At 59.1% G+C, this 25745-nt stretch carries 27 protein-coding genes, 1 tRNA gene and 1 pseudogene; 12 read left to right on the plus strand and 17 right to left on the minus strand.

Translation table 11 applies throughout. The features are described from left to right. Positions 1-36 precede the first annotated feature (36 nt). Together ACOQOQ_RS04775 and regB are read right to left on the minus strand one after the other, a co-directional pair. A complete protein-coding gene (locus tag ACOQOQ_RS04775) occupies positions 37-1551 on the minus strand; it encodes a PAS-domain containing protein (protein ID WP_420568993.1) in 1515 nt (504 codons plus the stop codon). A gap of 70 nt (positions 1552-1621) precedes the next feature. Then, positions 1622-3010, minus strand: coding sequence for a sensor histidine kinase RegB (gene regB, locus ACOQOQ_RS04780; RefSeq protein ID WP_420568994.1), 1389 nt, complete (start codon positions 3008-3010; stop codon positions 1622-1624). 86 nt (positions 3011-3096) lie between these two features. Between regB and ACOQOQ_RS04785 the strand changes: the two genes are divergently transcribed. The 3 genes from ACOQOQ_RS04785 (at position 3097) to ACOQOQ_RS04795 (ending at position 5428) form a co-directional block, all read left to right on the plus strand. Beyond that, positions 3097-3729 carry an SCO family protein gene (locus tag ACOQOQ_RS04785; protein ID WP_420568995.1) on the plus strand — a complete coding sequence of 211 codons (633 nt, stop codon included), beginning with the start codon at positions 3097-3099 and terminating at the stop codon, positions 3727-3729. A gap of 81 nt (positions 3730-3810) precedes the next feature. Beyond that, positions 3811-4362, plus strand: a complete 552-nt coding sequence (locus ACOQOQ_RS04790; protein ID WP_420568996.1) for an ActR/PrrA/RegA family redox response regulator transcription factor — start codon at positions 3811-3813, stop codon at positions 4360-4362. Positions 4363-4444: 82 nt separating this feature from the next. Then, positions 4445-5428, plus strand: coding sequence for a glycosyltransferase 61 family protein (locus ACOQOQ_RS04795; protein WP_420568997.1), 984 nt, complete (start codon positions 4445-4447; stop codon positions 5426-5428). Here ACOQOQ_RS04795 and ACOQOQ_RS04800 read toward each other — a convergent pair. Genes ACOQOQ_RS04800 through ACOQOQ_RS04810 form a run of 3 tightly spaced genes read right to left on the minus strand, consistent with a single transcriptional unit; the run spans position 5425 to position 7208 of the window. After that, complete coding sequence (locus ACOQOQ_RS04800; protein WP_420568998.1) at positions 5425-5904, minus strand: GNAT family N-acetyltransferase; 480 nt, start codon at positions 5902-5904, stop codon at positions 5425-5427. The two genes, ACOQOQ_RS04795 and ACOQOQ_RS04800, sit on opposite strands and share 4 nt — an antisense overlap. Continuing rightward, the gene (locus ACOQOQ_RS04805; RefSeq protein WP_420568999.1) at positions 5901-6494 is read right to left on the minus strand and encodes a hypothetical protein; all 594 of its coding nucleotides are present in this window, start codon (positions 6492-6494) and stop codon (positions 5901-5903) included. The genes ACOQOQ_RS04800 and ACOQOQ_RS04805 overlap by 4 nt, the downstream gene beginning before the upstream one ends. Before the next feature lie 24 nt (positions 6495-6518). Next, a complete protein-coding gene (locus ACOQOQ_RS04810) occupies positions 6519-7208 on the minus strand; it encodes an FkbM family methyltransferase (RefSeq protein WP_420569000.1) in 690 nt (229 codons plus the stop codon). A gap of 129 nt (positions 7209-7337) precedes the next feature. Here ACOQOQ_RS04810 and ahcY point away from each other — a divergent pair, with 129 nt between their 5' ends. Both ahcY and ACOQOQ_RS04820 read left to right on the plus strand, forming a co-directional pair. Next, positions 7338-8729: an adenosylhomocysteinase gene (gene ahcY, locus ACOQOQ_RS04815; protein ID WP_420569001.1), complete on the plus strand. Its 1392-nt coding sequence runs from the start codon at positions 7338-7340 to the stop codon at positions 8727-8729. Between the two features lie 223 nt (positions 8730-8952). Next, positions 8953-9294 (plus strand): DUF2853 family protein, encoded by a 342-nt coding sequence (locus ACOQOQ_RS04820; protein WP_420569002.1) that lies wholly within the window; start codon positions 8953-8955, stop codon positions 9292-9294. 215 nt (positions 9295-9509) lie between these two features. On the opposite strand, the gene ACOQOQ_RS04825 is transcribed toward ACOQOQ_RS04820, so the two are convergent. The 5 genes from ACOQOQ_RS04825 to ACOQOQ_RS04845 form a co-directional block, all read right to left on the minus strand. Continuing rightward, positions 9510-10625, minus strand: coding sequence for a nucleotidyltransferase family protein (locus ACOQOQ_RS04825; protein ID WP_420569003.1), 1116 nt, complete (start codon positions 10623-10625; stop codon positions 9510-9512). Further along, a complete protein-coding gene (locus tag ACOQOQ_RS04830) occupies positions 10592-11641 on the minus strand; it encodes a hypothetical protein (protein WP_420569004.1) in 1050 nt (349 codons plus the stop codon). The genes ACOQOQ_RS04825 and ACOQOQ_RS04830 overlap by 34 nt, the downstream gene beginning before the upstream one ends. 153 nt (positions 11642-11794) lie before the next feature. Continuing rightward, positions 11795-11989 carry a hypothetical protein gene (locus tag ACOQOQ_RS04835; protein ID WP_420569005.1) on the minus strand — a complete coding sequence of 65 codons (195 nt, stop codon included), beginning with the start codon at positions 11987-11989 and terminating at the stop codon, positions 11795-11797. A 105-nt stretch (positions 11990-12094) separates the two neighbouring features. After that, the gene (locus ACOQOQ_RS04840) at positions 12095-12385 is read right to left on the minus strand and encodes a hypothetical protein (RefSeq protein WP_420569006.1); all 291 of its coding nucleotides are present in this window, start codon (positions 12383-12385) and stop codon (positions 12095-12097) included. 138 nt (positions 12386-12523) lie between these two features. Further along, a complete protein-coding gene (locus ACOQOQ_RS04845; RefSeq protein ID WP_420569007.1) occupies positions 12524-14464 on the minus strand; it encodes a polysaccharide biosynthesis protein in 1941 nt (646 codons plus the stop codon). A 227-nt stretch (positions 14465-14691) separates the two neighbouring features. Here ACOQOQ_RS04845 and glmM point away from each other — a divergent pair, with 227 nt between their 5' ends. Further along, on the plus strand, positions 14692-16032 hold the full coding sequence (gene glmM / locus ACOQOQ_RS04850; protein WP_420569008.1) for a phosphoglucosamine mutase: 1341 nt from the start codon (positions 14692-14694) through the stop codon (positions 16030-16032). Here the strand turns inward: glmM and ACOQOQ_RS04855 are convergent. From ACOQOQ_RS04855 to tsaD, 4 genes are read right to left on the minus strand one after another with little or no spacing between them, the layout of a single operon-like run. Then, on the minus strand, positions 16029-16424 hold the full coding sequence (locus tag ACOQOQ_RS04855) for a DUF1761 domain-containing protein (protein WP_420569009.1): 396 nt from the start codon (positions 16422-16424) through the stop codon (positions 16029-16031). The genes glmM and ACOQOQ_RS04855 overlap by 4 nt on opposite strands. 28 nt (positions 16425-16452) lie before the next feature. Beyond that, positions 16453-16872 (minus strand): EVE domain-containing protein, encoded by a 420-nt coding sequence (locus ACOQOQ_RS04860; protein WP_420569010.1) that lies wholly within the window; start codon positions 16870-16872, stop codon positions 16453-16455. Then, positions 16872-17144 carry a YciI family protein gene (locus tag ACOQOQ_RS04865; protein ID WP_420569011.1) on the minus strand — a complete coding sequence of 91 codons (273 nt, stop codon included), beginning with the start codon at positions 17142-17144 and terminating at the stop codon, positions 16872-16874. Before ACOQOQ_RS04865 ends, ACOQOQ_RS04860 begins: the two co-directional genes overlap by 1 nt. Positions 17145-17195: 51 nt before the next feature. After that, positions 17196-18290, minus strand: coding sequence for a tRNA (adenosine(37)-N6)-threonylcarbamoyltransferase complex transferase subunit TsaD (gene tsaD, locus ACOQOQ_RS04870; protein WP_420569012.1), 1095 nt, complete (start codon positions 18288-18290; stop codon positions 17196-17198). A 73-nt stretch (positions 18291-18363) separates the two neighbouring features. Between tsaD and ACOQOQ_RS04875 the strand changes: the two genes are divergently transcribed. The 4 genes and pseudogenes from ACOQOQ_RS04875 to ACOQOQ_RS04890 all read left to right on the plus strand — a co-directional run bounded on the left by ACOQOQ_RS04875 (position 18364) and on the right by ACOQOQ_RS04890 (position 22076). After that, positions 18364-19050, plus strand: coding sequence for a uroporphyrinogen-III synthase (locus ACOQOQ_RS04875; protein WP_420569013.1), 687 nt, complete (start codon positions 18364-18366; stop codon positions 19048-19050). A 77-nt stretch (positions 19051-19127) separates the two neighbouring features. Further along, entirely contained in the window at positions 19128-20354 is a 1227-nt protein-coding gene (locus tag ACOQOQ_RS04880) for a COG4223 family protein (protein ID WP_420569014.1), read from the plus strand. Positions 20355-20366: 12 nt separating this feature from the next. Next, positions 20367-21880, plus strand: a pseudogene (locus tag ACOQOQ_RS04885) (heme biosynthesis protein HemY). Between the two features lie 120 nt (positions 21881-22000). After that, positions 22001-22076 (plus strand) — tRNA-Thr (locus ACOQOQ_RS04890). 77 nt (positions 22077-22153) lie between these two features. On the opposite strand, the gene ACOQOQ_RS04895 is transcribed toward ACOQOQ_RS04890, so the two are convergent. Further along, positions 22154-22675, minus strand: coding sequence for a CBS domain-containing protein (locus tag ACOQOQ_RS04895; RefSeq protein ID WP_420569015.1), 522 nt, complete (start codon positions 22673-22675; stop codon positions 22154-22156). Positions 22676-22755: 80 nt separating this feature from the next. On the opposite strand from ACOQOQ_RS04895, the gene ACOQOQ_RS04900 reads away from it, so the two are divergent. After that, positions 22756-22935, plus strand: a complete 180-nt coding sequence (locus ACOQOQ_RS04900) for a hypothetical protein (RefSeq protein ID WP_420569016.1) — start codon at positions 22756-22758, stop codon at positions 22933-22935. A 9-nt stretch (positions 22936-22944) separates the two neighbouring features. On the opposite strand, the gene nqrM is transcribed toward ACOQOQ_RS04900, so the two are convergent. Both nqrM and ACOQOQ_RS04910 read right to left on the minus strand, forming a co-directional pair. Then, on the minus strand, positions 22945-23190 hold the full coding sequence (gene nqrM / locus ACOQOQ_RS04905; RefSeq protein ID WP_420569017.1) for a (Na+)-NQR maturation NqrM: 246 nt from the start codon (positions 23188-23190) through the stop codon (positions 22945-22947). A 25-nt stretch (positions 23191-23215) separates the two neighbouring features. Then, the gene (locus ACOQOQ_RS04910; protein ID WP_420569018.1) at positions 23216-24202 is read right to left on the minus strand and encodes an FAD:protein FMN transferase; all 987 of its coding nucleotides are present in this window, start codon (positions 24200-24202) and stop codon (positions 23216-23218) included. A 201-nt stretch (positions 24203-24403) separates the two neighbouring features. Between ACOQOQ_RS04910 and ACOQOQ_RS04915 the strand changes: the two genes are divergently transcribed. Continuing rightward, on the plus strand, positions 24404-25744 hold the full coding sequence (locus ACOQOQ_RS04915; protein WP_420569019.1) for a Na(+)-translocating NADH-quinone reductase subunit A: 1341 nt from the start codon (positions 24404-24406) through the stop codon (positions 25742-25744). Position 25745 lies beyond the last annotated feature (1 nt).

Here is a 25745-nt window from a genome sequence, read left to right on the forward strand (position 1 = left end):
CGAGATTACCTGACCACGCGCCACCCGCAAGCGGCTTCACGCAGGCAGGGCCAGACTGGGTTGCAGGGTGGCCCGCATCGGTTCGAACGAAATGGCGAATTTTCCCGCGGGCATCGGCTTGACCTTGCAAACAAGGCGTCGCCCGTCTGTCAGGGTGACCTGAATTGTTTGCGGGTCCCCGCTTTTGAGAGCCGAAAAATCCGTGCCGGGAATGCAGGATTGCGACCACGCACGAATTGATTGCTCTAATGTTTCAACCTCAAGGACAACGTCGGGGTCGCAGCCCCAAAGGTCACGGTAGGCTTCGTTGGCGAATGTCAGTGTCTGATTGGCCGCAAAGAAGGCAATGGCTTGGGGCATTCCATCCAACAACGCGTGAAGATCATCCAGTTGCGAGCGATATCGGCGGGTTGCGGCAACCTCAGAGCTGATATCCTCGAACAAAAAGGCCACAGCACCGTCCGGATGAGGCCTTCCTGTTACCCGATAGGTCAGTCCGTTGGGCAGGTTCCATGTTTCATGATAACGCCCGTCCGTCGCCGCCAGTACCAGATCAGACATCTTTTCACGCCAGGACGAGTAATCTTTTGGCTCGGGCATAATCCGCGAGTCCCGCAGTTTGTCGAAAAAACTGAACAACGTGGGCCGAGCGCTTAGGAATTCGGGGCTTAGGTGATTGAGGTCGGTCAGCGCTGGATTGAACAGGGCCAGTTGCCGTTTGCGATCAAAAATCGCCAACCCGATTGAAAGCTGGGCAAAGGTCTTGGTCAGGGTCTGGACAAAGTTTCGCTGGGCGATCTCGGCCTGGACGACGGGATTTACGTCGATGGCGTAATGCATTCCCCCCGTGGGGGTCGCGACCGAGGTCACGTCAAACCAGATATTGCTGTCCGAATCTTTCAGCGCGACCGACGCCCGCTGTCGGGGGTTGCTGTCTTCGTTCGGAGGGGGCACCGAAAACAGCGGCGGCAGATCATCGTCCAGATCGGTTTCCACGTTCCCCGCCAGCTGCAGATAGGCAGGGTTGGCCCAGATCATTTGGCCGTTTTTGTCCGTGCTCCAAATAGGAAAGGGGCTGTTGTCCACCGCTTGTTCGAACAATCCCACGCGATTCTCGGATACAAGGCGCTGATGAAGGTCAGCGGCCTGCATCACACCCCCGTTTGGATGCAGAACGGTGATGCGGGTCATCGTGTTGATCCGTTCGAACAAAAGCTCGGCATCGTCGCCTGGAACACTGGCGGGGAAGCTAACGATATCGGTGTCCAAATCCTCGGGTGTGGTGGGAAAGCCAGGGAACCGAGGTAACAGCACGTGGCGCAATTGCTCCCAATCTGAGTTGCCGAACCCATGCCCGGATTCAAACAACCACTCACCTCCGCCCGAGACATTCAGCAGATCAGGGCCTTGAAAAAGATAGCGGATATCGTGGTCGGGCTGTGTGCGGTCGTTTCCGTCCGTCCGGCGATTGCGAAACAGATAATACATCGCTGCAGTGGCGGCAGAGGCGGAAATGATGGATGTGAAAACAGTCGCGGAAAGGCTTAGCATCTCTATCCCTTGAAAATACTTCCTCAGGTTGAGAGATTTTTCGTTAATAAAGGATTAACGTGCCGTGGTTTCAAATGGTTAGAGGTTGGTTTTCCCCAATCGGAACGGCGTTTTCACCATAGATCGCGTCAATTTTGCTACGGGGCCAGACAACTTCAACGATAGCACCGATTTTCAGGGATTCGGGCTTGCTGTGGGCGCTGGCATCGCTGCCGTTGGCAAAGCTCAGTTCGGCACCCGACCGTTCCAGCAGGGTTTTCGCGATGAAAAGCCCAAGGCCCATGCCTTCGTACCCGGGTCGTTGCGTCGCATCCGAACCGCTGCGCCGTTTTCGCATGAAAGGATCACCGATCCGCCCGATCAGATGCGCGGGATACCCCCGGCCATCGTCCATGATGCGGATGGTGATCGTGTCCTCGGACCATTCGCTTTCGATCCAGACGTTCCGAGCGGCAAAATCAACGCCATTCTGGATCAGGTTACGCAGCCCGTGGATAATCTCGGGGCGGCGCAGGATGCTTGGCTGAGTTTGCGCGTCGTCAAAGCCGTCTTGGTGGATTTCCTTACCGCGATCCAGGTGCGGTTCGGCGGCCTCGCGGATCACTTCGGTCAAGGGCGCCTGGCGCATGTGCAGATCGTCCTTACCGGCCCGGCCCATGGATCGCATTATGTCCCGGCATCTATCAGCCTGTTCCTTGATCAGCAGAGCGTCCTCTTGCAATTCGGGTCGATCGTCCAACTCGTCCGCCAGTTCGGCGCTGGTCAGCTTTATCGTCGCCAATGGTGTGCCCAGTTCATGCGCCGCGGCGGCGACGATCCCGCCGATATCTGTCAGTTTCTGCTCGCGCGAAAGTGCCATATAGGTTGCCTGCAGCGCGTCCGACATCGAGTGCATTTCTACCGTCACTCGGCGCGAGTAGATGCCCAGGAACACGACAGCGATCACGATGGCAACCCAGTTACCGAAGACAAAGATTTCAGGGACGCGATAGATAAAGCCCTGTTCGGTGCGCAGCGGAAAATGAAATTCGGCCAACAGGGTCGCCGCCAGGATCGCGGTGATCCCCAGAAAAATGGTCGATCGCAAGGACAGTGCCGAGGCAGACACCGTTACCGGCCCCAGGATCAGGATCGAGAACGGATTATGCAGCCCCCCTGTAAGGCCAAGAAGGAAGGTCAGTTGCAACAAATCAAACAGGACCATCAGCAGGTTCTCGGCCTCGGTCAGGCGCTTGCTTTCAGGAAAGACGAACATCGCCACCAGGTTGCCAACAACCGAGACGCTGACCACCAGGATACACAGCCCGTATTCGATATTCAGATTCAGCACTTGCCCGGCGACGACCAAAGCACTGATCTGTCCGGCAATCGCAACCCAACGCAGCAGGATGATGGTGCGCAGCTTGATCCAGTTGCCGCGCTGCCGTCCTTTAAGAACCCCTAAGTCGGTTTGTGTCATGTGCGCGGCTTCGTCCCGTTGAACTCTGGCATTCAGTGTTAAATATGCATGGACAGCAGATCAATAACCTTCGCTAAGGAGTGCCCATGTCCCGCAACCTGATTGCCGCCACCTCGGCCGTTGCTCTCGTCGCCCTGCTGGGCGCGACCTGGTACGTAACCACTGGTCCCAAGGATGGGGACAAATACGCTGATTGCCGCGTGGGCGCTGTTGCGGGCGGCAGCTCTCAGATCGGGGGGCCATTCACCTTGGTGGATGAAACCGGCAAAACGGTCACGGACAAACAGGTGATCGACAAGCCTTCGCTTCTGTATTTTGGTTATACGTTCTGCCCGGATGTCTGCCCGCTGGACAACTCTCGTAACGCCGAGGCGATTCAGTTGCTCGAGGATCAGGGCACCATCATCAAGCCCGTGTTCATCTCGGTCGACCCGGATCGCGATACGCCCGAGGTTCTGGCAGATTTCACCGATTACCTACATCCGCGCATGATCGGTCTGACCGGCACCCCTGAGCAGGTCAAAGCCGCCAGCATGGCCTATCGCACCTTCTATCAGAAGCAGGAACCCGAGGACGGCGACGAGGAGTATTACCTGATCGACCACTCGACCTTCACCTACCTTGTCTTCCCCGAAGAAGGCTTCATCGAGTTCTTCCGCCGCGACATGACCCCCGAGGTCATGGCCAAGTCGCTGCAATGCTTTATGGATGCCAGATAACGGCCTGCGAATGTTTGACGCAGGCAACGTGCCGCTATACAAGGATTTTTAACACATCTTTGAGGCTCGGAGGAGACAGGCATGGCAGAGAATCTTCAGGAGATCGGCGAAGACAACAGCCTGCTGTTGCTGGATGACGACGAACCCTTTCTGAAGCGTCTGGCCAAAGCCATGGAAAAGCGTGGTTTCTCGGTTGAAACAGCCGGGTCTGTTGCGGCCGGCAAGGCCATCGCCACGGCGCGCCCTCCGGCCTATGCGGTCTGTGATCTTCGGCTTGAAGACGGCAACGGCCTAGACGTGGTCGAGGTGCTGCGCGAGAAACGCCCTGATTGCCGCGTTGTGGTTCTGACCGGATATGGGGCCATCGCTACGGCGGTGGCTGCGGTCAAAATCGGGGCAACAGATTACCTGTCGAAACCGGCCGATGCAGCTGACATCATGAACGCGCTGCTGGCTCAACCGGACGAGCTGCCTCCGCCCCCGGAAAACCCGATGAGCGCAGACCGCGTACGTTGGGAGCATATCCAGCGTGTCTATGAGCTGTGTGACCGTAACGTCAGCGAAACCGCGCGCCGGCTGAACATGCACCGCCGTACTTTGCAGCGTATCCTGGCCAAACGCTCGCCGCGCTAGGCTGATGCAGCGCGACCCGGCCTTGCCTCCTGATCCTGACGGCGGGTGGTCATCAGCGGTTCGGCAATTTCAGAATGCTTTTGTGGTTCCTCCGGATAAGGACGAGCCCCAGCCCCGGTCAGGCGTTCTGAGCGCACAGGGCGCCTATGTCCCGCGCGGTGCCACTTGGCGGCGCGAGGTCGCAATCACCCTGCCCCCCTCGCCTTTCGAAACTCCTTGCGAACAGCTGTCTGGCCGTTGGCTGTGGGGGGGCACTTTATTCAATCATTTTGGGCATTTTCTGACCGAAAGCACCGCGCGGCTTTGGGCCCTGAACCCCGAGCATGACGGGATCATTTTTGTCCCGCGAAAAGGAACCTCGCCTGATCTGAATTGGTACCAAACAGAATTGCTTGGCCTGCTGGTTGGGAATCGCCCCATTCGTCTGATCCGAACCCCCATGCAAGTCCAAAACCTGGATGTGCCCGGCCAGGGTGTCGGACTGGGACGGATTGCAGGGGGCACGGCGGTCTATCGCGATTTCATTTCCCGCAACTTTGCGTGCGACATTCGACCCGAAGGCCCCCGAAACCTGTTCATCTCGCGTTCGGGGATGAGCGTGAAACACGGCGGCTTTGTGGGGGAAAGCATCCTTGATAGCCGCATGTCCGCCGCCGGATACACGATTTTCCACCCCGAGCGTCACAGCATCGCAACTCAGATCGCCCGTTATCGCGCCGCTCGGCGGATTGTGGGTTTTGACGGCAGTGCGCTGCACCTTTTGGCCATGGTGGCACGGCCCGACCAAGAGATCGCGATCATCCTGCGCCGTCCTGCGGGCAAAAGTAGCGCTTTGCGCCGACAGATGGCGGCCTTTACCGGGCGTCCGGCACATCTGGTTCACGCTTTGCCTGACGCCATCCAAATGGCCGTCGGCAAAAAACACAGCATCAAAGAGCTCGACCTTTTGAAAATCGGGCAAGAGCTTTGCGCGCAAGGGTTTATCGACGCAGATCAGTATTGGCCCGCACTGACCGAAACCGAGTCCGCAGCGGTTGATGCCCAACTGGAAGACCTTGAAGCCTAGTCCAGATCAAAGCGTTTGTGCACTTTGGCAAAGCCCTGTCCCTGCCCTGACGTGCTTGACCAATCCTCGAACCCACGGCTTTGGTAATAGGCCAGGCCGCCTGTGTTATCCGCCCTGATCGAGGCATTGATCCATCTGTAACCAAAGCCCTGCGCGGATGCTTTGCTACGATCAAACAAGGCCGAGCCTACGCCCAGACCAGTCTGACCGACGCGGACGAATGTGGCAATGTCTACGGCCTCGGGGGGAAGCCACGGATTTGGTGCAATCCATTGAAACCCCAGCAGATTACCCTGCTCGTCCTCGGCGATATGCCAAGCGGCACCCTGGGGATAGCGCGCCATTTTCTGCGCCAGGCCTTCGCCAGTCACCGGTTCGGTGTACGCGGTGGTTCCGCCTATTTCTATGATTTGGTTCAGCAGTTCAGCCATGGGCCGTGTGTCAAGCGGACCGGCTTTCCGGATAAGGACCGTCATATCTGGCTCAGCAATGTTTCATGACGGTGCGTATAGTCTGCCCGCACCTCGACGGGGGGGCGCAGGTGGATATCCAGCCCTTCGGTCAGAGTGGTATCGGGCCTGCCGAAGAATTTGTTTGCTTCGGCGACAGAAAACCCCGCGATTTGCACGGCCTCCATCCAGGCGCTGACACGATCGGCGCGTTTGATCTGTTTCTTTACACTTGCAGGGATCTGCGCGGGCAGGCCAAAGCGGATGTGAATCGCGGCCGTCAGGCGTTGATCCAGCTGGCCATAGCCAGGTCCGACCGCGTTCTTCACCGGGCTGATCATGTCACCGATTACGTATTCCGGGGCATCGTGCAGCAGCGCGGCCAGCTGCCATTTTGGCGGAGCTTTGGGGTACATCCGGGTGAACAGCTGCTCGACCAGAATCGAGTGCTCGGCCACGGAATAGGGGAAATCCCCTATGGTCTGACCGTTCCAGCGGGCCACAAAGGCCAGACCGTGGGCGATGTCCTCGATCTCGATATCCATTGGCGTCGGGTCCAGCAAGTCTAACCTGCGACCCGAAAGCATGCGCTGCCATGCGCGGGGGGGCTGTGCCATCTCTACCTCGGGGCTTTTCGTTGGTTATAACACCCGGTCCGCGGGGGCAAAGACCCTGTTGGCGTGGACCTTGCGTTTCAGCTCGTACCCCAGGTGGCCCAGCTTGGCCTTGATCCAGCGTTTATAGCGAAACTCCTCAAGGATCAGGATGGGCCTAGAGCGGGCGATGATGTCCATCGCGCCCTCAAGCGCTGCGCGTTCGTGCCCTTCGACATCCAACTGCAGGATCGAGACATTCCGATCGCTGGGGATCACGCTGTCCAACCGGATCGAGGGCACGCTCTCCACCCCCGGTCCGTCCTGTTCGACATATCGGCTGTGCCCTCCCAGAGGGTTGCCCTGATCATCGCAGGTCTTGAACAGGATCTCTCGGTCCGCGTTGGACACAGCGGCATGAGTCAGGGTGATATTGCCCAGATCATTCAAGGCAATTGTCTGTCTGGCGTGGTGATGCGAGTTCGGGTTCGGCTCGAACGCCCAAATCCGGGCTCCGTCGGCCATCCCGGCGCTGAGGCCCGGCAGAAAATCCCCGAAAAACGTGCCTGCATGGATAATATCACCCTGCCCTGCATTCTGGCGCATGAACTGGATGGTGCGGGGTTCGTAAACCTTGCCGGACTTAATCAGCCGGACAGCGGGGCGATGATCCAGGCCAGGGGGCACGGAATATCGGCCATACTCATTCTGGGCTTCTAAACTATCAACAACACTCATGCAGGCCGCCAGATTGTGGAATATTGATAAACAATCACTAGCCGCAGACTTTGGCAAGAATTTGACCCGAGGCTTGTCATTGTTACATCACACCAAGAGTGATACACGCGCGCCAACAACGCAGGAGCCATGCCCGTGACCGACTACATCGTTAAAGACATCTCTCTGGCTGATTTCGGCCGTAAAGAGCTGGATATTGCCGAAACTGAAATGCCGGGCCTGATGGCGCTGCGCGAGGAATACGGCGAAGCAAAGCCCTTGGCCGGTGCGCGCATCGTCGGCTCGCTTCACATGACCATTCAGACGGCCGTTCTGATCGAAACGCTGGTGGCGCTGGGCGCGGATGTGCGCTGGGCCTCGTGTAATATCTTTTCCACGCAGGATCACGCGGCGGCGGCGATTGCAAAGGCAGGCGTTCCGGTTTTCGCGATCAAGGGCCAAACCCTTGAGGAACATTGGGATTATCTGGACAAATCTTTCTTGTTCCCCGAAGGCCCCAACATGATCCTGGATGATGGTGGTGATGCGACCCTCTATGTTCTGCTGGGTGCCCGCGCCGAAGCAGGCGAGGATATTCTGCCCGCCCCGTCCTCGGAAGAAGAGGTCGTGATCAAGGCGCAGATCCAGAAGCGCATGCAGGAAAGCCCCGGTTGGTTCACCAAGACCCGCGATGCGATCCAAGGCGTGTCCGAGGAAACCACCACCGGCGTAAACCGCCTGTATCAACTGGTACGCGACGGTCTGCTGCCCTTCCCCGCGATCAACGTGAACGACTCGGTCACCAAATCGAAGTTCGACAACAAATATGGCTGTAAGGAATCGCTGGTTGATGGCATCCGCCGCGCCACAGATACCATGATGGCTGGCAAGGTCGCCGTGGTCTGCGGCTATGGTGATGTGGGCAAAGGCTCGGCCGCCTCGCTGCGTGGCGCCGGCGCGCGTGTGAAAGTCACCGAGATTGACCCGATCTGCGCGCTGCAAGCCGCCATGGACGGGTTCGAGGTGACCACGCTGGAAGATGCCGTGTCAGACGCCGATATCTTCGTCACCACCACCGGCAACAAGGACGTGATCCGCATCGAGCATATGCGCGCGATGAAGGACATGGCCATCGTCGGCAACATCGGTCACTTCGACAACGAAATTCAGGTCGCCAACCTGAAGAACCACAAGTGGACCAACATCAAGGACCAGGTGGATATGATCGAGATGCCCAGCGGCAACCGTATCATCCTGCTGTCCGAAGGCCGCCTGCTGAACTTGGGCAACGCCACTGGCCACCCCTCGTTCGTGATGTCCGCCAGCTTTACCAACCAGGTGCTGGCCCAGATCGAGCTGTTCACCAAGGGCGACGAATACGAAAACAAGGTCTACATCCTGCCCAAACATCTGGATGAAAAGGTCGCGCGCCTGCATCTGGAACGTATCGGCGTGAAGCTTTCGACCCTGTCCAATGACCAGGCGGAATATATCGGCGTCACCCCCGAGGGCCCGTTCAAGCCCGATCACTACCGCTACTGATCATCGCCAAAATTCGCGTAAATCGCCCGTCACCCTGTGTGGCGGGCGAATTTCGTTTCGGGCTTCCCCTAGGGAAGAGGGGAAATTCCGCCGCTCAGCCTCAGATATGGCGCCGCAGCGGAGAAAATTCTTGTTCCGTCGCGTTTTCGGGGTACGCTTCGGCACAACCCAGGATTTGGGTTTTACGATAACGGGCAGTAGGCCCAAGGATTGGGAGTTTGAAATGGGAAAACGGGACGATCTGATCGCCAAATACGCGGACGACCTGAAAAATAAATGCGGAATGAACCCCGACATGGACCTGCTGACCAAGGTCACAATCGGATGCGGTCCCGCGATCTATAATGACGATGCGTCGACCGTCGCTGCCACGCAGGAAAGCGAGCTGGAAACCGTCAAGAACAACTTCCTGATCAAAAAGCTGGGCCTGGCCGACGGGCCCGAGCTGATGGATGCGATCAACTCGGTAATCGAGACCTATGGCCGCTCCGAGCGCAACAAATACCGCGCTGTGGTCTACTACATGCTGACCAAGCACTTCGGCAAAGAATCGATCTACGGCTGATATTGGTGTCTTGCACTGCGAACGCCCGCCCATTCCGGCGGGCGTTTTGCATTTGAACAGTATTCTAAACACTCGGCATTAGGGCCAGTGCGTTGATTGCGCTATGTTGATTGAAAGCCGAGTCAGGATGGCCGGCCCCGGAAAAGTTTCGCGTGTGGTGAGTAGGGAGCACGTGGGGAAGCGGAGGGGTCAGCCATTGCCGGCCTCTCCGCATTTTATTTGAACTTGCTGCGTCGGTCTTTGTGAAATGCAAAGAATTCTACCCATGCTGCGGGGCTAAGGCTTTTGCGCAGGGCTTGTCGCCTGTAGGCCTTGTTGAGAACAAAGCGACGCAGATAGTGGCGCAACCAAAATGCATTGTCCTGGGCGCGGGCCTCATCCGGGTCTCCAAAAGACCGCAAGGCGCGGGCGGCCCAGCCTGTTGGGGCCAGATTGGCGGCCCCGCACAGGCCGTCAGCCAGCTGGGTCAGATCCTTCAACCACGCCCCGAGTTTATGCGTATTCAGCCGGTTTAGAGCCTGATTTTGTGCCCTTTCAGGCAATTTTTGCAGATACTGAATGTGGTCCGCCAACAGCCTGAGATTCAGGCTGGCAGTTTCGTGCCGCAGCTCTTGCCCATGCAGAATGTGGTGTAAAAACCGGTCTTCAAGGTTGGGGATCATGACGCCTTCGATCCCGCTTGGCGTGGCTCGGGCAATAACATCGGATGCGGGCAAGACTTGCGCCACTGAATCCGAGCCTGCTTCGACATGCAGTTCGATGGTGAACACCCAATCGGGATGGGAGATCTGCGCAAGGTGGTGATGGGCGCGGGGTTGCACCAGTTGGTCCGCGGTGCTGAGCCCCTTGGCCTGTCGCAGCAGTTGGGCAGCCTGAGGGGCTTGTGCGGCCGGAACCAGCAAATCCAGATCGCTGATATATCGATGTTCGGGCGTGGCGTGCAGGGGGTCCAGAACATCGGCGCCCCCCTTCAGTGCCACAACCGAGATGCCATGTGGCGCCAGTATCGCAGCGATCTGACGAAGCTGCGTGATGGCATGTTGATTGCGATCCCGGTTGGCGCGCTGCATCTCGGCGAAATAGATGCCCAAGTCTTCGGGGATATGGGTGCTTAGCTTGGGATTTCGCTGAAACGCGCTGTGCAGGATCACCTGGCCATAAGACTGATTGGCGATTGCGGCCAGATGCTCGGGCTGAGCGTTGGCCAGATCTTGCTCCAGATCGTCATATGCGGGCCTGTCCAGCGCCACCAACAACAGCCCAAGAACTGCGCGGTGAGATGCCGACCCGCACAGACCTAGGTTTCGTGAGATGACATCAGCTTCAGACATGCAGGCACAGATTGTGAGGACGAAGAATAGTGCAGCGCGTACGCGGGCACATCGTTCAGAAAATTGCACAGGGGTGCAAGGTTGCTTTTGTGTGAACGGGACAGGCGACTACCCGCCTGCAGACCCTGAATCAGAGCCTGTTCCGGCGTAAGTCGGACCATTTCGAAAGAAGCATCCGGATGAAAGTGCGGAAAAATCAGCGCTGCGATTGGCCGTTTTTCCCCCACCCGAGGCGCTTGCGCGCGATGCAAAGGAAGATAGCGCACGCCTTGCCGTGGGCTTTGCGGCGTCAGACCGAACCGCGTTTGCAGATCGATGATTTCGGGCAGGTCCCAGGCGGTGGCCTTGACGCCCGCAGCCGTCGGAAAGCAAAGCGCAGTGCGTCCGTCTCGGTGAAGGGGGATATGGTCGTCGCCAAGATAGCTGCACCCCGCAGCCACAAGGCCAAGGGTCAGGGTGGATTTGCCTTGTCCGCTGTCACCGCAGATCATCAGTGCCTGATTGCCGTCCGCGACACAGCCGGCATGAAAGACGGCGGCAACATCTTGCTGGCCGCACAGGTCCTCGGCCAATTCGCGAATAATGACAAACCGCGCGGCATCCAATGGGATCGAGCCACTGAGCGGGCGTTCGCCATCAAAAATCGCAAAACCAGTTTGGGTGCGCTGCGCACTTAACGCCCGACCTTCAGGGCCGGGCAGGGGAGGCATGTGGCCAAGGATGGTGCTGACCTGCTCGGCCAGCGTTTCGTCGCTAATCAGCACTTGCCCGTTTCCGCCGGCCCCACCGAACCGCAATGTCGTGCCGACTGACGGCGAATAGTCGACAGGATCGGGAAATTCGGGGGCAGAGGACAAAAGCAGCCCGGCTTTTTCCCAAGTGCTCAGAACGGTTTGGACGGCCGTCAGAGCAGCGGTTTGATCCTTAGGGGTTTCGGCGAGATTTCGCGCGATTTGTTCGGGGCTTAGGCCATTGGCCAAACCCTGATGAATGGAACTTCCGAAATCGTTGGTCAAAACGATTGCCCCCGAAGCAACAGACAGTAACGCGATAGAGTCACCAATCTGATGTGATTGAATCAGGGGTTGGGCGGTCATAACGGCCTGCCTTGAATTGTCGTTTTCCGCCAGCGTCCACGGCCTTGGGTTTCGGATCTCTACGGGAGAAGCCTATTTGTTGCCTTTGCCGCCCGTCCCGCACCAAGGCGGTGGGTTGGGGGTGCTGCAAGCGGCTTGAGCTGCGGCTTCGTCAGCGGTCAGGGCGACCACGGTGGTGCTTCCGATCACAGCCGAGTATTTTCCGACGGCCCGCAAAGCGTCGCGTCTTGTATAGACCTTCTGGTCCGAGTCTTGATTGCTGCTCATTACTGCCTCCGAGCTTTTTGCCCTGTATTATCACAATTTTTAGCAATTGTTTAGAAAGACTTGCGCGGGCGGTTTGGGGCGCGGCCCGCTACGGTCATCCCTGAATTATTTGTCCCCAAACTCGATCTCGTAGTCGGTCTGGGCATTGCCACGGCCGCGACCGTTTCCGCCGGCATTCCCACCGCCGATACCGACGCCGTTCCCGTTCCCATTGCCACCGGCGTTCCCGCCGCCATTGCCATTTCCGCCACCGTTGCCGCCACCGCCGCCCGGTCCACCGCCCGTCGAACACCACCACGGTGGATTCTGACGGCTGCATGCAGCCTGAGCTGCTGCGTCCTCGGCCGAAAGCGCAACCACCGACGCCCCGCCCAAAGCGGCGGAGTATTTTCCCACGGCAGCAAGAGCTTGGCGCCTGGAATAGGGTTTTTTTGTGTAGCGATCCGACATAACTGCTTCGGTGTTTTCTACAAAACTAACAGGTTTAGAGGCAGATCACATCCCCCAATTCTACCTGCCCGAGATTCCCAAGGGTCACTCGGCCGGAACAGCCCTTTGCGGTCCGATCAGACCGCGCCCTTCAATCCAGCGATCCAGAACATTCAGGGCGGTCTCGGAATTGCGTGCCTGAATGGCCCCGCGCAGATCGCGCAGCGCCGAGGCCATCTCGATCTGCGACAGGCCCCGTTCGGGCGAGCGCATGATTTTCTCGTGCGGGGTGGTAATCATGTCCTGACGCAGCAGCAGTTCTTCATACAACTTTTCGCCGGGACGCAGACCGGTATAGACGATTTCAATGTCACCGTCGGGGTTTTGTTCGTCCTTGAGGGTCAGGCCCGCGCCCTCGATCATCTGGCGAGCGACGTCGCGGATCAGGACGGGATTACCCATCTTCAGCACCAAAACCTCGCCATGGCAATCGAACGAGCCGGCCAGCAAAACCAGCCGCACGGCTTCGGAAATGGTCATGAAGAACCGCGAGACCTCGGGGTGGGTGACAGTTACCGGGCCGCCTTGGGAAATCTGTTCGCGGAACAGCGGGACAACCGATCCGCTAGAGCCAAGCACGTTGCCGAACCGAACCATCCCGAACTTGGTTCCCGAACTGCGCGTCGCCAGATCCTGGATCACCATTTCGGCCAGACGTTTCGAGGCCCCCATGACACTGGTCGGGCGCACCGCTTTGTCCGAGGAAATCAGCGTGAACTGCACGACCCCGGCCTCAAGCGCGGCATCGGCCAGGATCTTGGTGCCCAGCACATTGTTGCGCAGCCCTTCGATCAGGTTGCACTCGACCATGGGGACGTGTTTGTAGGCGGCGGCATGTAGAACGGTGTCCACGTGATACTGAGTCAGAATATCACGAACCAGGTCTGCCTCGCAGATAGAGCCAAGCACGGGAACGATCGTGACATCTGTCAAAAGTTCGGACAGCTCGCGCTCAATCTGGAACAGGGCAAGTTCGGAATGATCCAGCAGGATCAGAACCTGGGGTTTGCAGGCCAGCAACTGACGGCTGATTTCCGATCCGATCGAGCCTCCGGCTCCGGTGACCAGAACGCGTTTACCCCGATAGGCGCTGTGGACGTCTGGCAGCTGGTTTTCCAGCATCTCACGGTTCATCAGCTCGGGCAGTTTCGCATGGCGCAGCGGGGCAGGGCGGTTGCCCAACACATACTCCGAGAATCTGGGTACGCTCTGTACACCGCAGCCAAGGCGGCGCAGCTTTTCTTCGATCCGCGCTTGAACGGGCCGGCTGGCCGAAGGCATCGCCATCAGCACAAGGTCGATCTCTTTGGTTTGCACCAGATCCGAGACCCTTTCGGGCGCAAAAACTGGCAGGCCGCGCAGGTTGCGGCTTTGCAGGGTGGGGTTGTCGTCCACGAAACAGATGGGCATCAGCGCCGGGTCTGTCCGCAGCGCATCGACCAGCTGTTGACCGGTTTGACCGGCGCCGTAGATCAGCACGCGCTGGCGGTTTTGGCCCTTTTCATAGACGCGAATAACGAACTCTCGCAGAACGATCCGCGCGCTTACGGCGCTGGCAAGGTAAAGCACACCGAAAACCAGCGCGAATTCTGGGGGCAGGGGATGGCCAAAGCTAAGGGGCAGCGCCAGCGTCATCACCGAGGTCGACACGGCCACCAACGAAGATTGCAGCAACTCGGCGCCGCGATATGCGACCAGCCGCGTGTGATTCAAACCCAAGGACATGGTCAGAACGCCGGACAGGCCAGCAGCAGACAGCCAAGACAACATCAGCGCCCAAGCCGGCATGTCAGCCACGATGCTTGGGGCCATGATCAGAAGGCTTGCGAAAAATCCTGCGGTGACGGCCAGTAGCTCGACCATTTGCAGCAACAAAGCTTTATGAGCCCGAGGAGCTTTGCGCAGAAACCGATACAGTTTACGCAGGGCCTTTTCATAGGCCTGGTTGGCTGAAAAGAGGGCTTGTATTTGAATAGGCTTTTGCAAAATTGCACCTGACCGACTGGCAATGCGCCGTAGTACGTAACTGAAGGCTGTATGTAAAAGCCTCGTTACAGTTCCTGATTCATTCAAGCCTTGGTGTGTGAAAAATGCTGCAAAGCAGAAAGTAAGGGGGACTCCGCCTAAGGATTCACCAGAATCAGCCGCTTCTGGACACGGCCCCGCAGGCAGCTTAGACAGGCGGAAACGTAATAAATGCAGGTGTTTCCCTGATGACCCGTTCCCTGTTTGGCACCGATGGTGTGCGCGGACTGACCAATACTCACCCGATGACTGCCGAACTGGCGATGAAATTGGGTGCCGCAGCGGGCCGCTATTTCCGCCGTGATCAGCAAGAGCACCGCGTGGTCATCGGTAAGGACACTCGCCTGTCGGGCTATATGCTGGAAAACGCTTTGACGGCAGGGTTTACCTCGACCGGCATGAACGTGTTCCTGTTGGGTCCAATGCCAACACCGGCGATTGGATATCTGACGCGTTCGATGCGGGCGGATGTCGGCGTGATGATCTCGGCCAGCCACAACCCGGCCTATGACAACGGGATCAAGTTCTTCGGTCCTGATGGTTTCAAACTGTCCGATGACGCCGAGATCGAGATCGAGCGCCTGCTGAACAAGGGCGTCACCCTGGCTGCCCCCGAAAATATCGGCCGCGCCAAACGTGTGGACGATGCGCTGGGCCGTTACGTGGAATACGCCAAGACGACCTTCCCACGCGGGCTGCGTCTGGATGGGCTGCGAGTGGTGCTGGATTGCGCCAATGGGGCCGCATACAAGGCTGCGCCGAATGTCCTTTGGGAACTGGGCGCCGAGGTTGTCACCGTAGGCGTCACGCCCAACGGGCGAAACATCAACGAGGATTGCGGCTCGACCGCGCCCGAGGCCGCCGCCCGCAAAGTACGCGAGACCCGCGCCAATCTGGGCATATGTCTGGATGGGGATGCTGACCGGGTGATTATCCTGGACGAAACCGGCACCGTGGCTGACGGGGACCAGATCATGGGTCTGATCGCCTCGATGTGGGCGAAAGAGGGTCTGTTACAGGGCAATGCGCTGGTTTCAACGGTTATGTCAAACCTTGGGCTGGAACGCTTTTTGAACGATCAGGGCATCGCGTTGGAGCGCACCTCGGTCGGGGATCGCTATGTTGTTGAACGTATGCGCGAAGGCGGCTTTAACCTGGGCGGTGAACAGTCCGGCCACATCGTCATGACCGACTATGCCACCACTGGCGACGGTCTGATTGCGGCTTTGCAATTCCTCAAGGCGATGGTGGAAACCGGTAAAAAAGCCAGCGAACTGACCAAGGTGTTCGAGCCTGTTCCGCAAATCTTGCGCAACGTCCGTTACGCCAAGGGCCGCCAGCCGCTGGAGGCCGATTGCGTGCAAAACGCCATTGCCGAGGGCGAGAAAGAGCTGGGTAAATCCGGCCGCCTGCTTATCCGCAAATCTGGAACCGAGCCGCTGATCCGCGTCATGGGCGAAGCCGAGGACGAGGCCCAGCTGGACCGCATCATCGGTTCGATCTGTAAAGCGGTTGAATCGGTGGCCTAAAGCAGGGTCAGGATCAGCCCGGCCAGGGTGCTGCCGCCGACCGCATAACCTCCGTCGATCAGGATCAGTTTTACAGGGCGACCTGCAAAGCTGTAACAGGTCGCCAGCCACGGCACCGAAAAGAACAAGCCAATCGCGCACCCACCCAGTACGCCATGCCAAGTGCTGCTTACGCCAATCTGGTCGAAGACAAAGCGCATCATAGCGGCCATCAGAACGCAACTGGCGAAGGCCACGATATAGGGCAGCGGCACACCCTTGTTCAGGGGTTGGCCGCTTTCATCCGCAGGCACGCCCGAGGCCTGCACCCACTGTTTTGCCCAAGTCATATACCACAGCGCGCCGAACCCGTAGGCGGCGATCGCGGCGACCAGAATTCCCAAGTAGTCCATGTTCCGCTCCTGTCAGGTTGCCCGCAGCTTATGGTGCTACACCGGCCATTGAACAGATGGTTTTCCATTCGCTTTCAGTTACAGGCTGAACGGACAGACGAGAGTTGCGCACCAGTACCATCTGTTCCAGTTCAGGATGGGCCTTGATCTGGTCAAGCGTAACAGGCGTTTTCACCCCAGTGACAGCCTTGATGTCCACGCATTCCCAGCGCTCGTCATCGGTGGTGCTGTCGGGATGGGCTTCGGCGATCACCTCGACAATGCCCACCACGGATTTTTCCTTTTGCGAGTGATAGAAAAAGCCGCGGTCGCCCACGGCCATCTCTCGCATGAAATTACGCGCTTGGTAGTTGCGCACGCCGTCCCACTCCTCGCCCGTATCGCCCTTGGCGATCTGGTTGTCCCAGCTCCAGGTCGAGGGTTCGGATTTGAACAGCCAATAGCGCATCAGCCGATGACCTTTTTCCAGCGCACCAGTTCCACCGAGGCGAACAGACCGGCCTTGGCATAGGGATCACCTGCGGCCCAAGCCTCGGCGGCAGCCATGTCCTCGACATCCAGAACCACCAGCGAGCCACACATCTGTTCATCCGCGTCCAGCAGCGGCCCGGCCTGCGCGACGACGCCAGTTTCCTTGATATAGGCCAGATGAGCATCGCGGTTGGATTTACGAATTTCCAGCGCGCCGGGTTTGTCATGCGCGAAAAGCGAAACAAGCATTTTAGTCTCCGAATTTGGTTAACTGCACAGTTGCGGCGCCACCGCTTGGCGTCAAGCCTTTGCGCCTTTTTTCCCCCCGCCCAGCAGGGCAGGGCTTTTGCGATCCAGCGGCCAGCGCGGGCGTGCGACCAAGGTCATATCGTCGGCGTGCCCGGCCAGAAAACGCTCGGCCCCGGCATAGGCGACCATAGCCGCGTTATCGGTGCACAAAGCCAGCGGAGGGGCGGTGAACCGAACGCCATTTGTCTCGCAAACAGTCTCTAACGCGCCCCGGATGGCCTGATTTGCCGCGACCCCGCCCGCGACAGCCAAGGTGGGCTGTGCCGGGTTCAGAGCCAAATAATCGACCAAGGCACGGCGGGTTTTTTCGGCCAGAACATCACAAACAGCGGCCTGGAACCCGGCGCTGAGATCGGATCGGTCCTGACGCGTCAGTCCGCCTTTTTCAGCGACCACCTGGTCACGCGTTCGCAGCAACGCCGTCTTGAGCCCGGAAAAGGACATATCGCACCCCGGTCGATCCAGCAGAGGACGCGGGAAACGGAACCGTTTCGGATCACCTTTCAGAGCGTCCTGTTCGACTGACGGCCCGCCTGGTTGTGGCAGGCCCAGCAATCGGGCGGTCTTATCAAAGGCCTCGCCCGGGGCATCGTCGATAGTGCCGCCCAGGCGGGTGAATTCTTCGGGGCCCTTTGCGATCAGGAACTGGCAATGGCCGCCCGACACCAACAACATCAGGTAAGGAAAGGCGATCTGATCGGTCAGGCGCGGAGTTAATGCATGGCCCGCCAGATGGTTCACTCCGATCAGCGGTTTGCCGGTGCTTGCAGCCAGCCCCTTGGCGCACATCACGCCCGAGATGACGCCTCCGATCAGACCCGGTCCGGCAGTGACCGCGATGGCGTCCACCTGAGACAAAGCCACATCGGCCTGTGTCAGAGCCTGAGTCACGCAAATATCCAGCTTTTCGGCATGGGCGCGGGCAGCGATTTCGGGAACGACACCTCCAAACGGCGCGTGCAGTTCGGTTTGGCCATGCACAACCGAGGCCAGGATCTCTGGCATCCCATCTGTCACACGCACCAACGCCGCTGCGGTGTCGTCGCAGCTGCTCTCGAGACCGAGGATCGTCAGGGTGCGGGTCATGGCTCTGTCCGTTGCAACATGGATGGACGGCAGGTAACACCATAGGACACGCCAAACAATCCCGGTCCCGCCCATGTGCCCCTCGATTCTGCTGACACGGCCCGAAGATGCGTCCCGGCGCTTTGCCGCGCGATTGCGGGACCGGTTGGGTCCGGTCGACGTCGTGATCGCGCCGCTTTTGAAAATTCGGCCGCTGGTGCAGGATGTTGACCCTCAGGGGGCCTCCGCACTGATCCTGACCTCGGCGCAGGCTGCAAGATTCGGGGTGCCGGGGATGCGGTGCTATTGTGTGGGCGATGCCACTGCACAGGCGGCCCGGGTTGCGGGGATGCATCCGATCAGCGCCAAAGGGGACGCGCAGGACCTGGTGCGGCGGATTTTGGCCGACGCGCCTTTGGGCCCGTTGTTGCATATCCGCGGGACGCACAGCCGTGGGGATGTCGCCCAAAGGTTAACCGATGCCGGAGTCCCGACCCGCGAGATCATTGCCTATGATCAAGAAGCCCAGCCGCTTTGCGAAAAGGCACAAGCGCTGTTCAGTGGGGAAACCCCCGTAATAGTGCCTGTTTTTTCACCGCGTACAGCTTGGGCTTTGTCCAAGGCCGGCCATCCCGGCCCAAACGTCCAAGCTGTTGCGCTTAGCGCCGCGGTTGGGGAAATGCTTAAAAATTTCCCCTCTGAACGGATTGAAACATGTGTCAGACCAGATGCAGAGGCGATGATTGCGACCATAGAAGGACTCATGGACGCAGCGAGCTGACTTGAGGGTTAAACGCGGGGCATTTAACCTTACGTTGGTATGTAAATTTCGTTTTTGGATTCGAAAGGAAGGCCCAGGTGTCTGACCCTGACAATGATAAGAAGAAACCAGAGGACCAGACCGAGGTCATTCAAGACGCGGTAATCATCGAAGAGGACGATCAGCCCGAAGAAACCGACGAGGGCGCGGTTATCCTTGATGAACCAGTTGAGACCGCCGAAGACGCAGAGCAAGACGTGATCGAGGCCTCTGAAGAGGCAACTGGTGATGCGCCTCAAGACACGCCAGAAGAATTTCAAGACGAGCCCGCGCCAACCCCCGAAACCGATGAACCAACCGTGATCCGTCAAGGTGGTTTCGTCCCGATGGTACTGGGTGGTGCTGTGGCGGCCGTTTTGGGTTTCGGTGCGTCTCAGGTTCTTTTTCCCAACGGGCTTAACGGTTCGGACCAGGCGCAGGCCGTTGCGGATCTTACGGCAACAGTGCAACAGCAGGCCGTACAGGTCTCGCGTCTGAGCAAGGATCTAGAGGCCGTGAAGGCGGCCCCCGCTGACACCTCGGCGACGGGCGATCTGGCCGGATTGGTGGATGACGCCAATGCCTCGGTGGCGCAGCTGTCGGACAAGCTGGCAGGGTTCGAGACCCGCCTGAGCGATCTGGAGAAGCGTCCCGCTGAGGGCGGCGCCTCGGCCGCAGCAGTTGCCGCATACGAGCGCGAGGTTGAAGCCCTGCGCGAAGCGATGGAGAAGCAAAAAACCGAGATCGAGGCCTTGATCCAGGACGCCGAAGCCGAGAAGGCCAGCGCCGAATTGACGGCCAGGCAGGCTCTGATCCGAACTGCGATCTCGCGTATTCAGGTCGCGTTGGACACAGGCAATGGTTTCACCGACCCGGTGGCTGATTTGCAGGTCTCTGGCGTGACGGTTCCCGCGATCCTGCTGGAAACGGCTGAAACTGGCGTGCCGACCTTGGCGGATCTGTCTGCCAGTTTCCCCGAAGCCGCACGCAATGCTCTTTCTGCTGCCCGCAAAGAAGAGGGAACTGGCGGCAAGGCGTGGAATTTCCTGCGCAACCAGCTGGGTGTCCGGTCGCTTGAACCCAAAGAGGGCGCGGATGCTGACGCAGTTCTGTCCCGCGCCGAAGCCGCGCTGAACGATGGCCGCCTGTCCGATGCCATGGCCGAGCTGCAGACCCTGCCTGAGCTGGCGCGGGTCGAGCTGACTGACTGGATGACCCAAGCCACCCACCGCGCGCAAGCCATTGCCGCCGCCGAAACTCTCAGCGCCGCTGTGGCGTCCAACTAAGGGGGCGATAATATGTTGTGGTCGCTTATTAAAATCGTTGTTTTCGTTGCCTTGGTCGCCGCCGCCACCTGGGGCGCTGGTTACCTGTTGGAGCTGGACGGCGGCGTGCGCATCGCCGTTGCGGGCATCGAGCTGAACCTGACCCCTTTGATGGCCGTGATCGCCTTGCTGGTTTTGATCGTTGCGATGTGGGTGCTGCTGAAACTGGCCTCGCTGACTGTGGCGGTTCTGAAGTTCATCAACGGAGATGAAACCGCGCTGACCCGGTATTTCGACCGGAATCGCGAACGTAAGGGCTATAAGGCTCTGACCGAAGGGATGATGGCCCTGGCCTCGGGCGAGGCGCGGCTGGCAATGAGCAAGGCCGCCAAGGCCGAGAAGTTCCTGGAACAGCCAGAGCTGACCAACTTGCTGACCGCCCAGGCCGCTGAAATGGCCGGCGACCGGAAAAAGGCCGAAGAGACCTATAAAAAGCTTCTGTCCAACGACAAGACACGCTTTGTTGGTGTGCGCGGAATCATGAAGCAGAAGATCGCCGATGGCGATGCCGATACCGCGCGCAAACTGGCCGAAAAGGCCATCGCTTTGCGACCCAAACACGAAGAAACTCAGGACGTTCTGCTAAAGCTGCAGTCGCAAGCCCGCGATTGGTCGGGTGCCCGTCAGACCCTGAACCTGAAGCTGAAGCACGGATCGTTGCCTCGGGACGTGCACAAACGCCGTGATGCGGTGCTGGCGCTGTCTCAGGCCAAGGACATTCTGGACGAGGGCAACGACATCGACGCCCGCGAGGCAGCGATCGAGGCGAACAAGCTGTCGCCCGACCTGATCCCGGCCGCCTGCTATGCCGCGCGAAGCTATATCGAAAAGGGGAAGCCCAAGCTGGCCGCGCGCCTGCTGGCCAAGGCCTGGGACGCGCAGCCCATCCCGATCTGGCCAGCGCCTTTGCGGCCATCGCCCCGGACGAAGATGCCGCCGCGCGTCTGAAACGGTTCCAGCAGCTGTTCAAGTTGCATCCCGATCACCGCGAAACCGCACTGGTCAAAGCCGAGCTGATGATTGCCGCCGAGGATTTCCCCGGCGCCCGCCGCGCATTGGGTGACCTGATCGAGGATAATCCTGATTCGCGCGCTCTGACCATCATGGCAGCGGTCGAGCGCGGTGAAGGGGCCTCGGACCAGGTGGTCAAAGGCTGGCTGGCACGGGCGCTGAACGCGCCGCGGGGGCCTCAGTGGGTGTGCGGCAGTTGCCACAACATCCACAACGAATGGGTGCCGGTATGCGAAAACTGTCAGGCTTTCGATACGCTGGAATGGACCACGCCGCCGGCGACCGAGGTGTACAGCGCCACCGGTGTTGCCATGCTGCCGCTGATCGTGGGTGCGCTGGAGGATCACAGCGATGACGATGATGTCGAACCGGCCGAAGAGACCACCGAGTTGGCACCCGAGCCCGAGATCGTTCCCGACGCCGAGGTGATCGACGTTCCGCCCTTGCCGGATGTCCCTCCGGTGGACAAAAAATAGGTCTTCCCCAAGATCGGCCGGGGTGCTATAGCCCCGGTCCACATGGGGTGCTTAACGCGTCAACCATGCTGGAATTGCCGGAAAAATCGGGTCTTCCGACGGCCATTCCAAATGAAGAGTGCCGGTGTAGCTCAGCTGGTAGAGCACGTCATTCGTAATGATGGGGTCGTAGGTTCGAGTCCTATCACCGGCACCACTCTTCTTTCCGAAAATGCTGGAATCAGGAGCCGTTGGGGGCGACCCGACCCATTTGGGATCGGGCCGAATGGGCAATCAGCCCACGATCAGCTGTTTCAGCTGCAAGGCTTCGTGCTCAAGCTCGTTCAGGCGGTGGTTGATCACGTCGCCAATGGTAACCATGCCAGCCAACGTATCGCCGTCCATGACGGGCATGTGGCGAAAGCGGCCTTCGGTCATGCGTTTGAGGACAGACAGCAACGGATCTGCAGGGCTGCAGGTTTCCACCTTTCTGGTCATCACATCTTGTACCAGTTGCGGCAGGGTCTGGCCGGGGGTGTCGGCCAATTTACGGACGATGTCACGCTCGGACAGGATGCCGACCAGCGCGCCCGCGTCGTCCGCTACCACCAGCGCACCGATCCGTTTATCGCGCAACAGTTCGACCGTTTTGTGCAGCGTAGCGCCGGGCGAAATGGTGTACACATCCGATCCCTTCCCCTTCAGCAGATCAGCGACCGAGGCCTGAGCCGTTTGGATATTGGTCGATGGGCTTTGGCTTTGCGATTTTTGGCCAGTCTGATCCTTGCGCATAGGGGCCTGATACGAAGTGGGCATGTCTGCATTTCCTCCCAGAATACATTGCTATTGGTTATGACCTCTACCATAACGCAATTTCTGAATATGCGGAGAGAAGATTGCCAGAACTTACGCTGACACCCCTGATTGCGACCGTGATCTTCGTTATTGCCTGCCTCTGCGGCTACCAATACCGCCGCGTGTGGAAGGCCGAAGGGCCACGCTGGCAGCTTTGGTTGTTCGGCCTGCTGGCCGCATCGGGCCTGCTGATTTTGGGATTCGTGCCCCTGGCGAGCTAGACCGGCGCCTTAGGCGTTTTCAGCTTCCATCTGGGCGCGCTCCAGCATCTTTTTCGCGCGTGGACAGGCCAGGCGGTCGCGCAGGGGGCTGTCGGGGTCGATGTCTTTCTTGCAGACCACGCACTGATCCGCGTCGCTGATCGCATTCAACCCGCCGCAGCTGCCCTTGATGGACTTGTTCATCAGGATCACACCCAGGGACATGCCAAGGATGATCAGCAGCAGCAGACCGAAAGCGAAAAAAAACGTGGCCATGGCGGCAAAGTCCTTTGGTTGCGAGTTATGACGTCAACTCGGTGAAGCGGGTACTTGCGGTTGGTTTAAACACAAGTTCGGCGGAACTTGTATCACGTTCAATGAACAGAACTGCAAGATTCTGTGCCTCTGCGATCATAAGTCCCTTTTCGCGGCCCAATGTCAGCATCGCCGTGGCCCAAGCGTCGGCCAGCATCCCATTTTCCGCCAACACCGTAGCCGAGGCCGTCCGGTGCGTGATTGGCCGCCCCGTCACCGGGTCGATGATATGCGAGAACCGCCTGCCATTCTGTTCGAAGTAATTGCGATAATCCCCGGAAGAGGCCATCCCCATGTCGGAGACGCCAACTACGTCAATCAGGCCTCCGGACAGGGCGGCGGGTTTCTCGATGCCGATTTGCCAAGGCAGGCCTTCGGCATTGGCGCCAGAGGCATAAAGATCTCCGCCGATCTCGACCATATAATCGGTGATTCCCAGCGTTTCGAGCGCTTCGCCCACCTGATCAGCGCCATAGCCCTTGGCGATCGCGGCCAGATACACCTGTGTGTGTGGCTGTTTCTTCTGCATCGTGTTTTCGCCGACGATCAACGTATCGCCGTGGCCGGAGTGGGCCAAAGCTTCGGCGATCTGCGCGTCCGTTGGGACACGCTTTCCACCATCCTTGCCAAACCCCCACAGTTCGATCAATGGGCCCATCGTTGTATCGAAACGGCCTTCGCTTGCCTGGTGCACCTGTTCAGCCGCGTGCATCAAGGCCATCAGTTCGGGCGACAGGGCAACGGAATCGACACTTGTTTGGGCATTGAACCGCGAGATTTCGGACGTGTTGTCCCAGTTGGACATTTGCTGGTTGACGCGCTGCAGGGCCACGTCAATTTTCGCCCGTGCCTCGCGGTCGTCGACCCGGCGATTCTTGTCGATGGCAACCACATTGTAAGTGGTCCCCATGGTGTAGCCCGAGATCTTAAGGACGTTGGCGTCGGGCTTACACGCTGCAAGGGCCAGAGTCATTAAGAGGAACGATCGGCGAGAAAAAGTGGCAGGTTCGGACACGAGAGCATTCCCATCGAGGTCAGTGCGACTTGGGGCCGGCTTTTCGGCCAGTTTCAAGGCCTTTTCAACAAGTAAATAGCCAAAAAGTCTACATTTGGACTTTCACAAATGGGCCATGTATCGCATAAGCCAACAAACTTTCGCTAGAGGTCAGAGACGTTGAAGCGTTTTTCGTTAAGAAAAGGATTGGATGTACCCATTCAGGGGGAACCCAAGGCCGAGATTCAAGCCAACTCGAATGTGAAAACCGTGGGTATCTTGGGGGACGACTACATCTCTCTCAAACCGCGCATCCTGGTCGCCGAAGGTGATCTGGTCGGCGCCGGCACCCCAGTGATGTTCGACAAGGACACGCCCGAAGCCCAGATCGTGTCGCCCGTTTCCGGGCAGATCAAAGCGATCAACCGGGGCGCCCGCCGCAAACTGATCAGCATCGAGATCGAAGTGAATGAGGGCACAGCCCCCGTCGACTTCTCGGGTGTTGGCAATGCCGATACCGCCGAGGGTCTGGTCGAACGCCTGTGCGCCGCGGGTCTGTGGACTTCGTTTCGGACGCGTCCCTATTCCAAGGTACCCGCCCCAGCCAGCCGGCCCACCGCGATCTTCGTGAACGCCATGGAGACCGAGCCGTTGGCCGCCGACCCCGCCGGCATTATCGCCGCTGACGCCGACGCATTCGCCAAGGGTTTGGCTGCGATCACCTTGCTGACCGATGGCGCGACTTATTTGTGCCAGGCTGACGGCGCTGACATCCCCGGTGCTGACCTGCCGGGCGTCGAGGCCGCAGCGTTTGCCGGCCCGCACCCCGCTGGCCTGCCCGGCACGCACATCCATTTCTTGCACCCGCCCAAGGCTGATCAGGCCGTTTGGACCATCGGTTACCATGACGTGATAGTCATCGGGCGCTTGCTGCTGACCGGCACGCTGGACACCTCGCGCGTGATTTCTCTGGCTGGGCCGGTCTGCAAGGAGCCGCGTCTGGTGAAAACCGTTGCTGGTGCCTCGATGGCTGATCTGGTTGCTGCTGATTTGCCGCAGGATCTGCCCGTGCGCATGATCTCGGGGTCGGTTCTTAGCGGCCGCATGGGCGAAGGTGAGAACGGTTATCTGGGCCGCTATGCGCGCCAGATCACCCTGATTGAAGAAGATCACAAGCAGATCCCGATGGGTTGGATCCGTCCGATGTTCTCGAAATTCGCGGTGCAGCCGGTGCTGGGCTCGGCCCTGTCGCGCGCCAAGTTCCCGCTGACCTCGAACCTGAACGGCGGTCGCCGCGCCATGGTGCCGACCGGCACGTTCGAAACGCTGATGCCGCAGGATTACCTGCCCACGCAGCTGCTGCGCGCGCTTCTGGTGATGGACACCGATCAGGCTCAGCTGCTGGGTGCGCTGGAGCTGGACGAAGAAGACCTGGGCCTGGTCGGCTTTGCCTGCCCGGCCAAGTATGAATACGGAATTGCCCTGCGCGATTGCCTGACGAAGATCGAGAAAGAGGGGTAAT

This window comes from Thalassovita sp. (genome assembly GCF_965218685.1).
Classification (GTDB): Bacteria; Pseudomonadota; Alphaproteobacteria; order Rhodobacterales; family Rhodobacteraceae; genus Thalassobius.

Excerpts from the sequence above, each read along its gene's own strand:
- ACOQOQ_RS04855 (WP_420569009.1), bottom strand. The coding sequence starts at position 16,424 with ATGGACTACTTGGGAATTCTGGTCGCCGCGATCGCCGCCTACGGGTTC.
- ACOQOQ_RS04805 (WP_420568999.1), bottom strand. The coding sequence starts at position 6,494 with ATGGCACAGCCCCCCCGCGCATGGCAGCGCATGCTTTCGGGTCGCAGG.
- ACOQOQ_RS04860 (WP_420569010.1), bottom strand. The coding sequence starts at position 16,872 with ATGCGCTATTGGCTGTTCAAATCCGAACCCTCGACCTGGAGCTGGGAC.
- tsaD (WP_420569012.1), bottom strand. The coding sequence starts at position 18,290 with ATGACCCGCACCCTGACGATCCTCGGTCTCGAGAGCAGCTGCGACGAC.
- ACOQOQ_RS04895 (WP_420569015.1), bottom strand. The coding sequence starts at position 22,675 with ATGCCCACTTCGTATCAGGCCCCTATGCGCAAGGATCAGACTGGCCAA.
- ACOQOQ_RS04790 (WP_420568996.1), top strand. The coding sequence starts at position 3,811 with ATGGCAGAGAATCTTCAGGAGATCGGCGAAGACAACAGCCTGCTGTTG.
- ACOQOQ_RS04800 (WP_420568998.1), bottom strand. The coding sequence starts at position 5,904 with ATGACGGTCCTTATCCGGAAAGCCGGTCCGCTTGACACACGGCCCATG.
- ACOQOQ_RS04835 (WP_420569005.1), bottom strand. The coding sequence starts at position 11,989 with ATGAGCAGCAATCAAGACTCGGACCAGAAGGTCTATACAAGACGCGAC.
- ACOQOQ_RS04875 (WP_420569013.1), top strand. The coding sequence starts at position 18,364 with ATGTGCCCCTCGATTCTGCTGACACGGCCCGAAGATGCGTCCCGGCGC.
- ACOQOQ_RS04810 (WP_420569000.1), bottom strand. The coding sequence starts at position 7,208 with ATGAGTGTTGTTGATAGTTTAGAAGCCCAGAATGAGTATGGCCGATAT.
- ACOQOQ_RS04785 (WP_420568995.1), top strand. The coding sequence starts at position 3,097 with ATGTCCCGCAACCTGATTGCCGCCACCTCGGCCGTTGCTCTCGTCGCC.
- ACOQOQ_RS04820 (WP_420569002.1), top strand. The coding sequence starts at position 8,953 with ATGGGAAAACGGGACGATCTGATCGCCAAATACGCGGACGACCTGAAA.
- ACOQOQ_RS04910 (WP_420569018.1), bottom strand. The coding sequence starts at position 24,202 with ATGACTCTGGCCCTTGCAGCGTGTAAGCCCGACGCCAACGTCCTTAAG.
- ahcY (WP_420569001.1), top strand. The coding sequence starts at position 7,338 with ATGCCCGTGACCGACTACATCGTTAAAGACATCTCTCTGGCTGATTTC.
- regB (WP_420568994.1), bottom strand. The coding sequence starts at position 3,010 with ATGACACAAACCGACTTAGGGGTTCTTAAAGGACGGCAGCGCGGCAAC.
- ACOQOQ_RS04865 (WP_420569011.1), bottom strand. The coding sequence starts at position 17,144 with ATGCTTGTTTCGCTTTTCGCGCATGACAAACCCGGCGCGCTGGAAATT.
- ACOQOQ_RS04825 (WP_420569003.1), bottom strand. The coding sequence starts at position 10,625 with ATGTCTGAAGCTGATGTCATCTCACGAAACCTAGGTCTGTGCGGGTCG.
- glmM (WP_420569008.1), top strand. The coding sequence starts at position 14,692 with ATGACCCGTTCCCTGTTTGGCACCGATGGTGTGCGCGGACTGACCAAT.
- nqrM (WP_420569017.1), bottom strand. The coding sequence starts at position 23,190 with ATGGCCACGTTTTTTTTCGCTTTCGGTCTGCTGCTGCTGATCATCCTT.
- ACOQOQ_RS04775 (WP_420568993.1), bottom strand. The coding sequence starts at position 1,551 with ATGCTAAGCCTTTCCGCGACTGTTTTCACATCCATCATTTCCGCCTCT.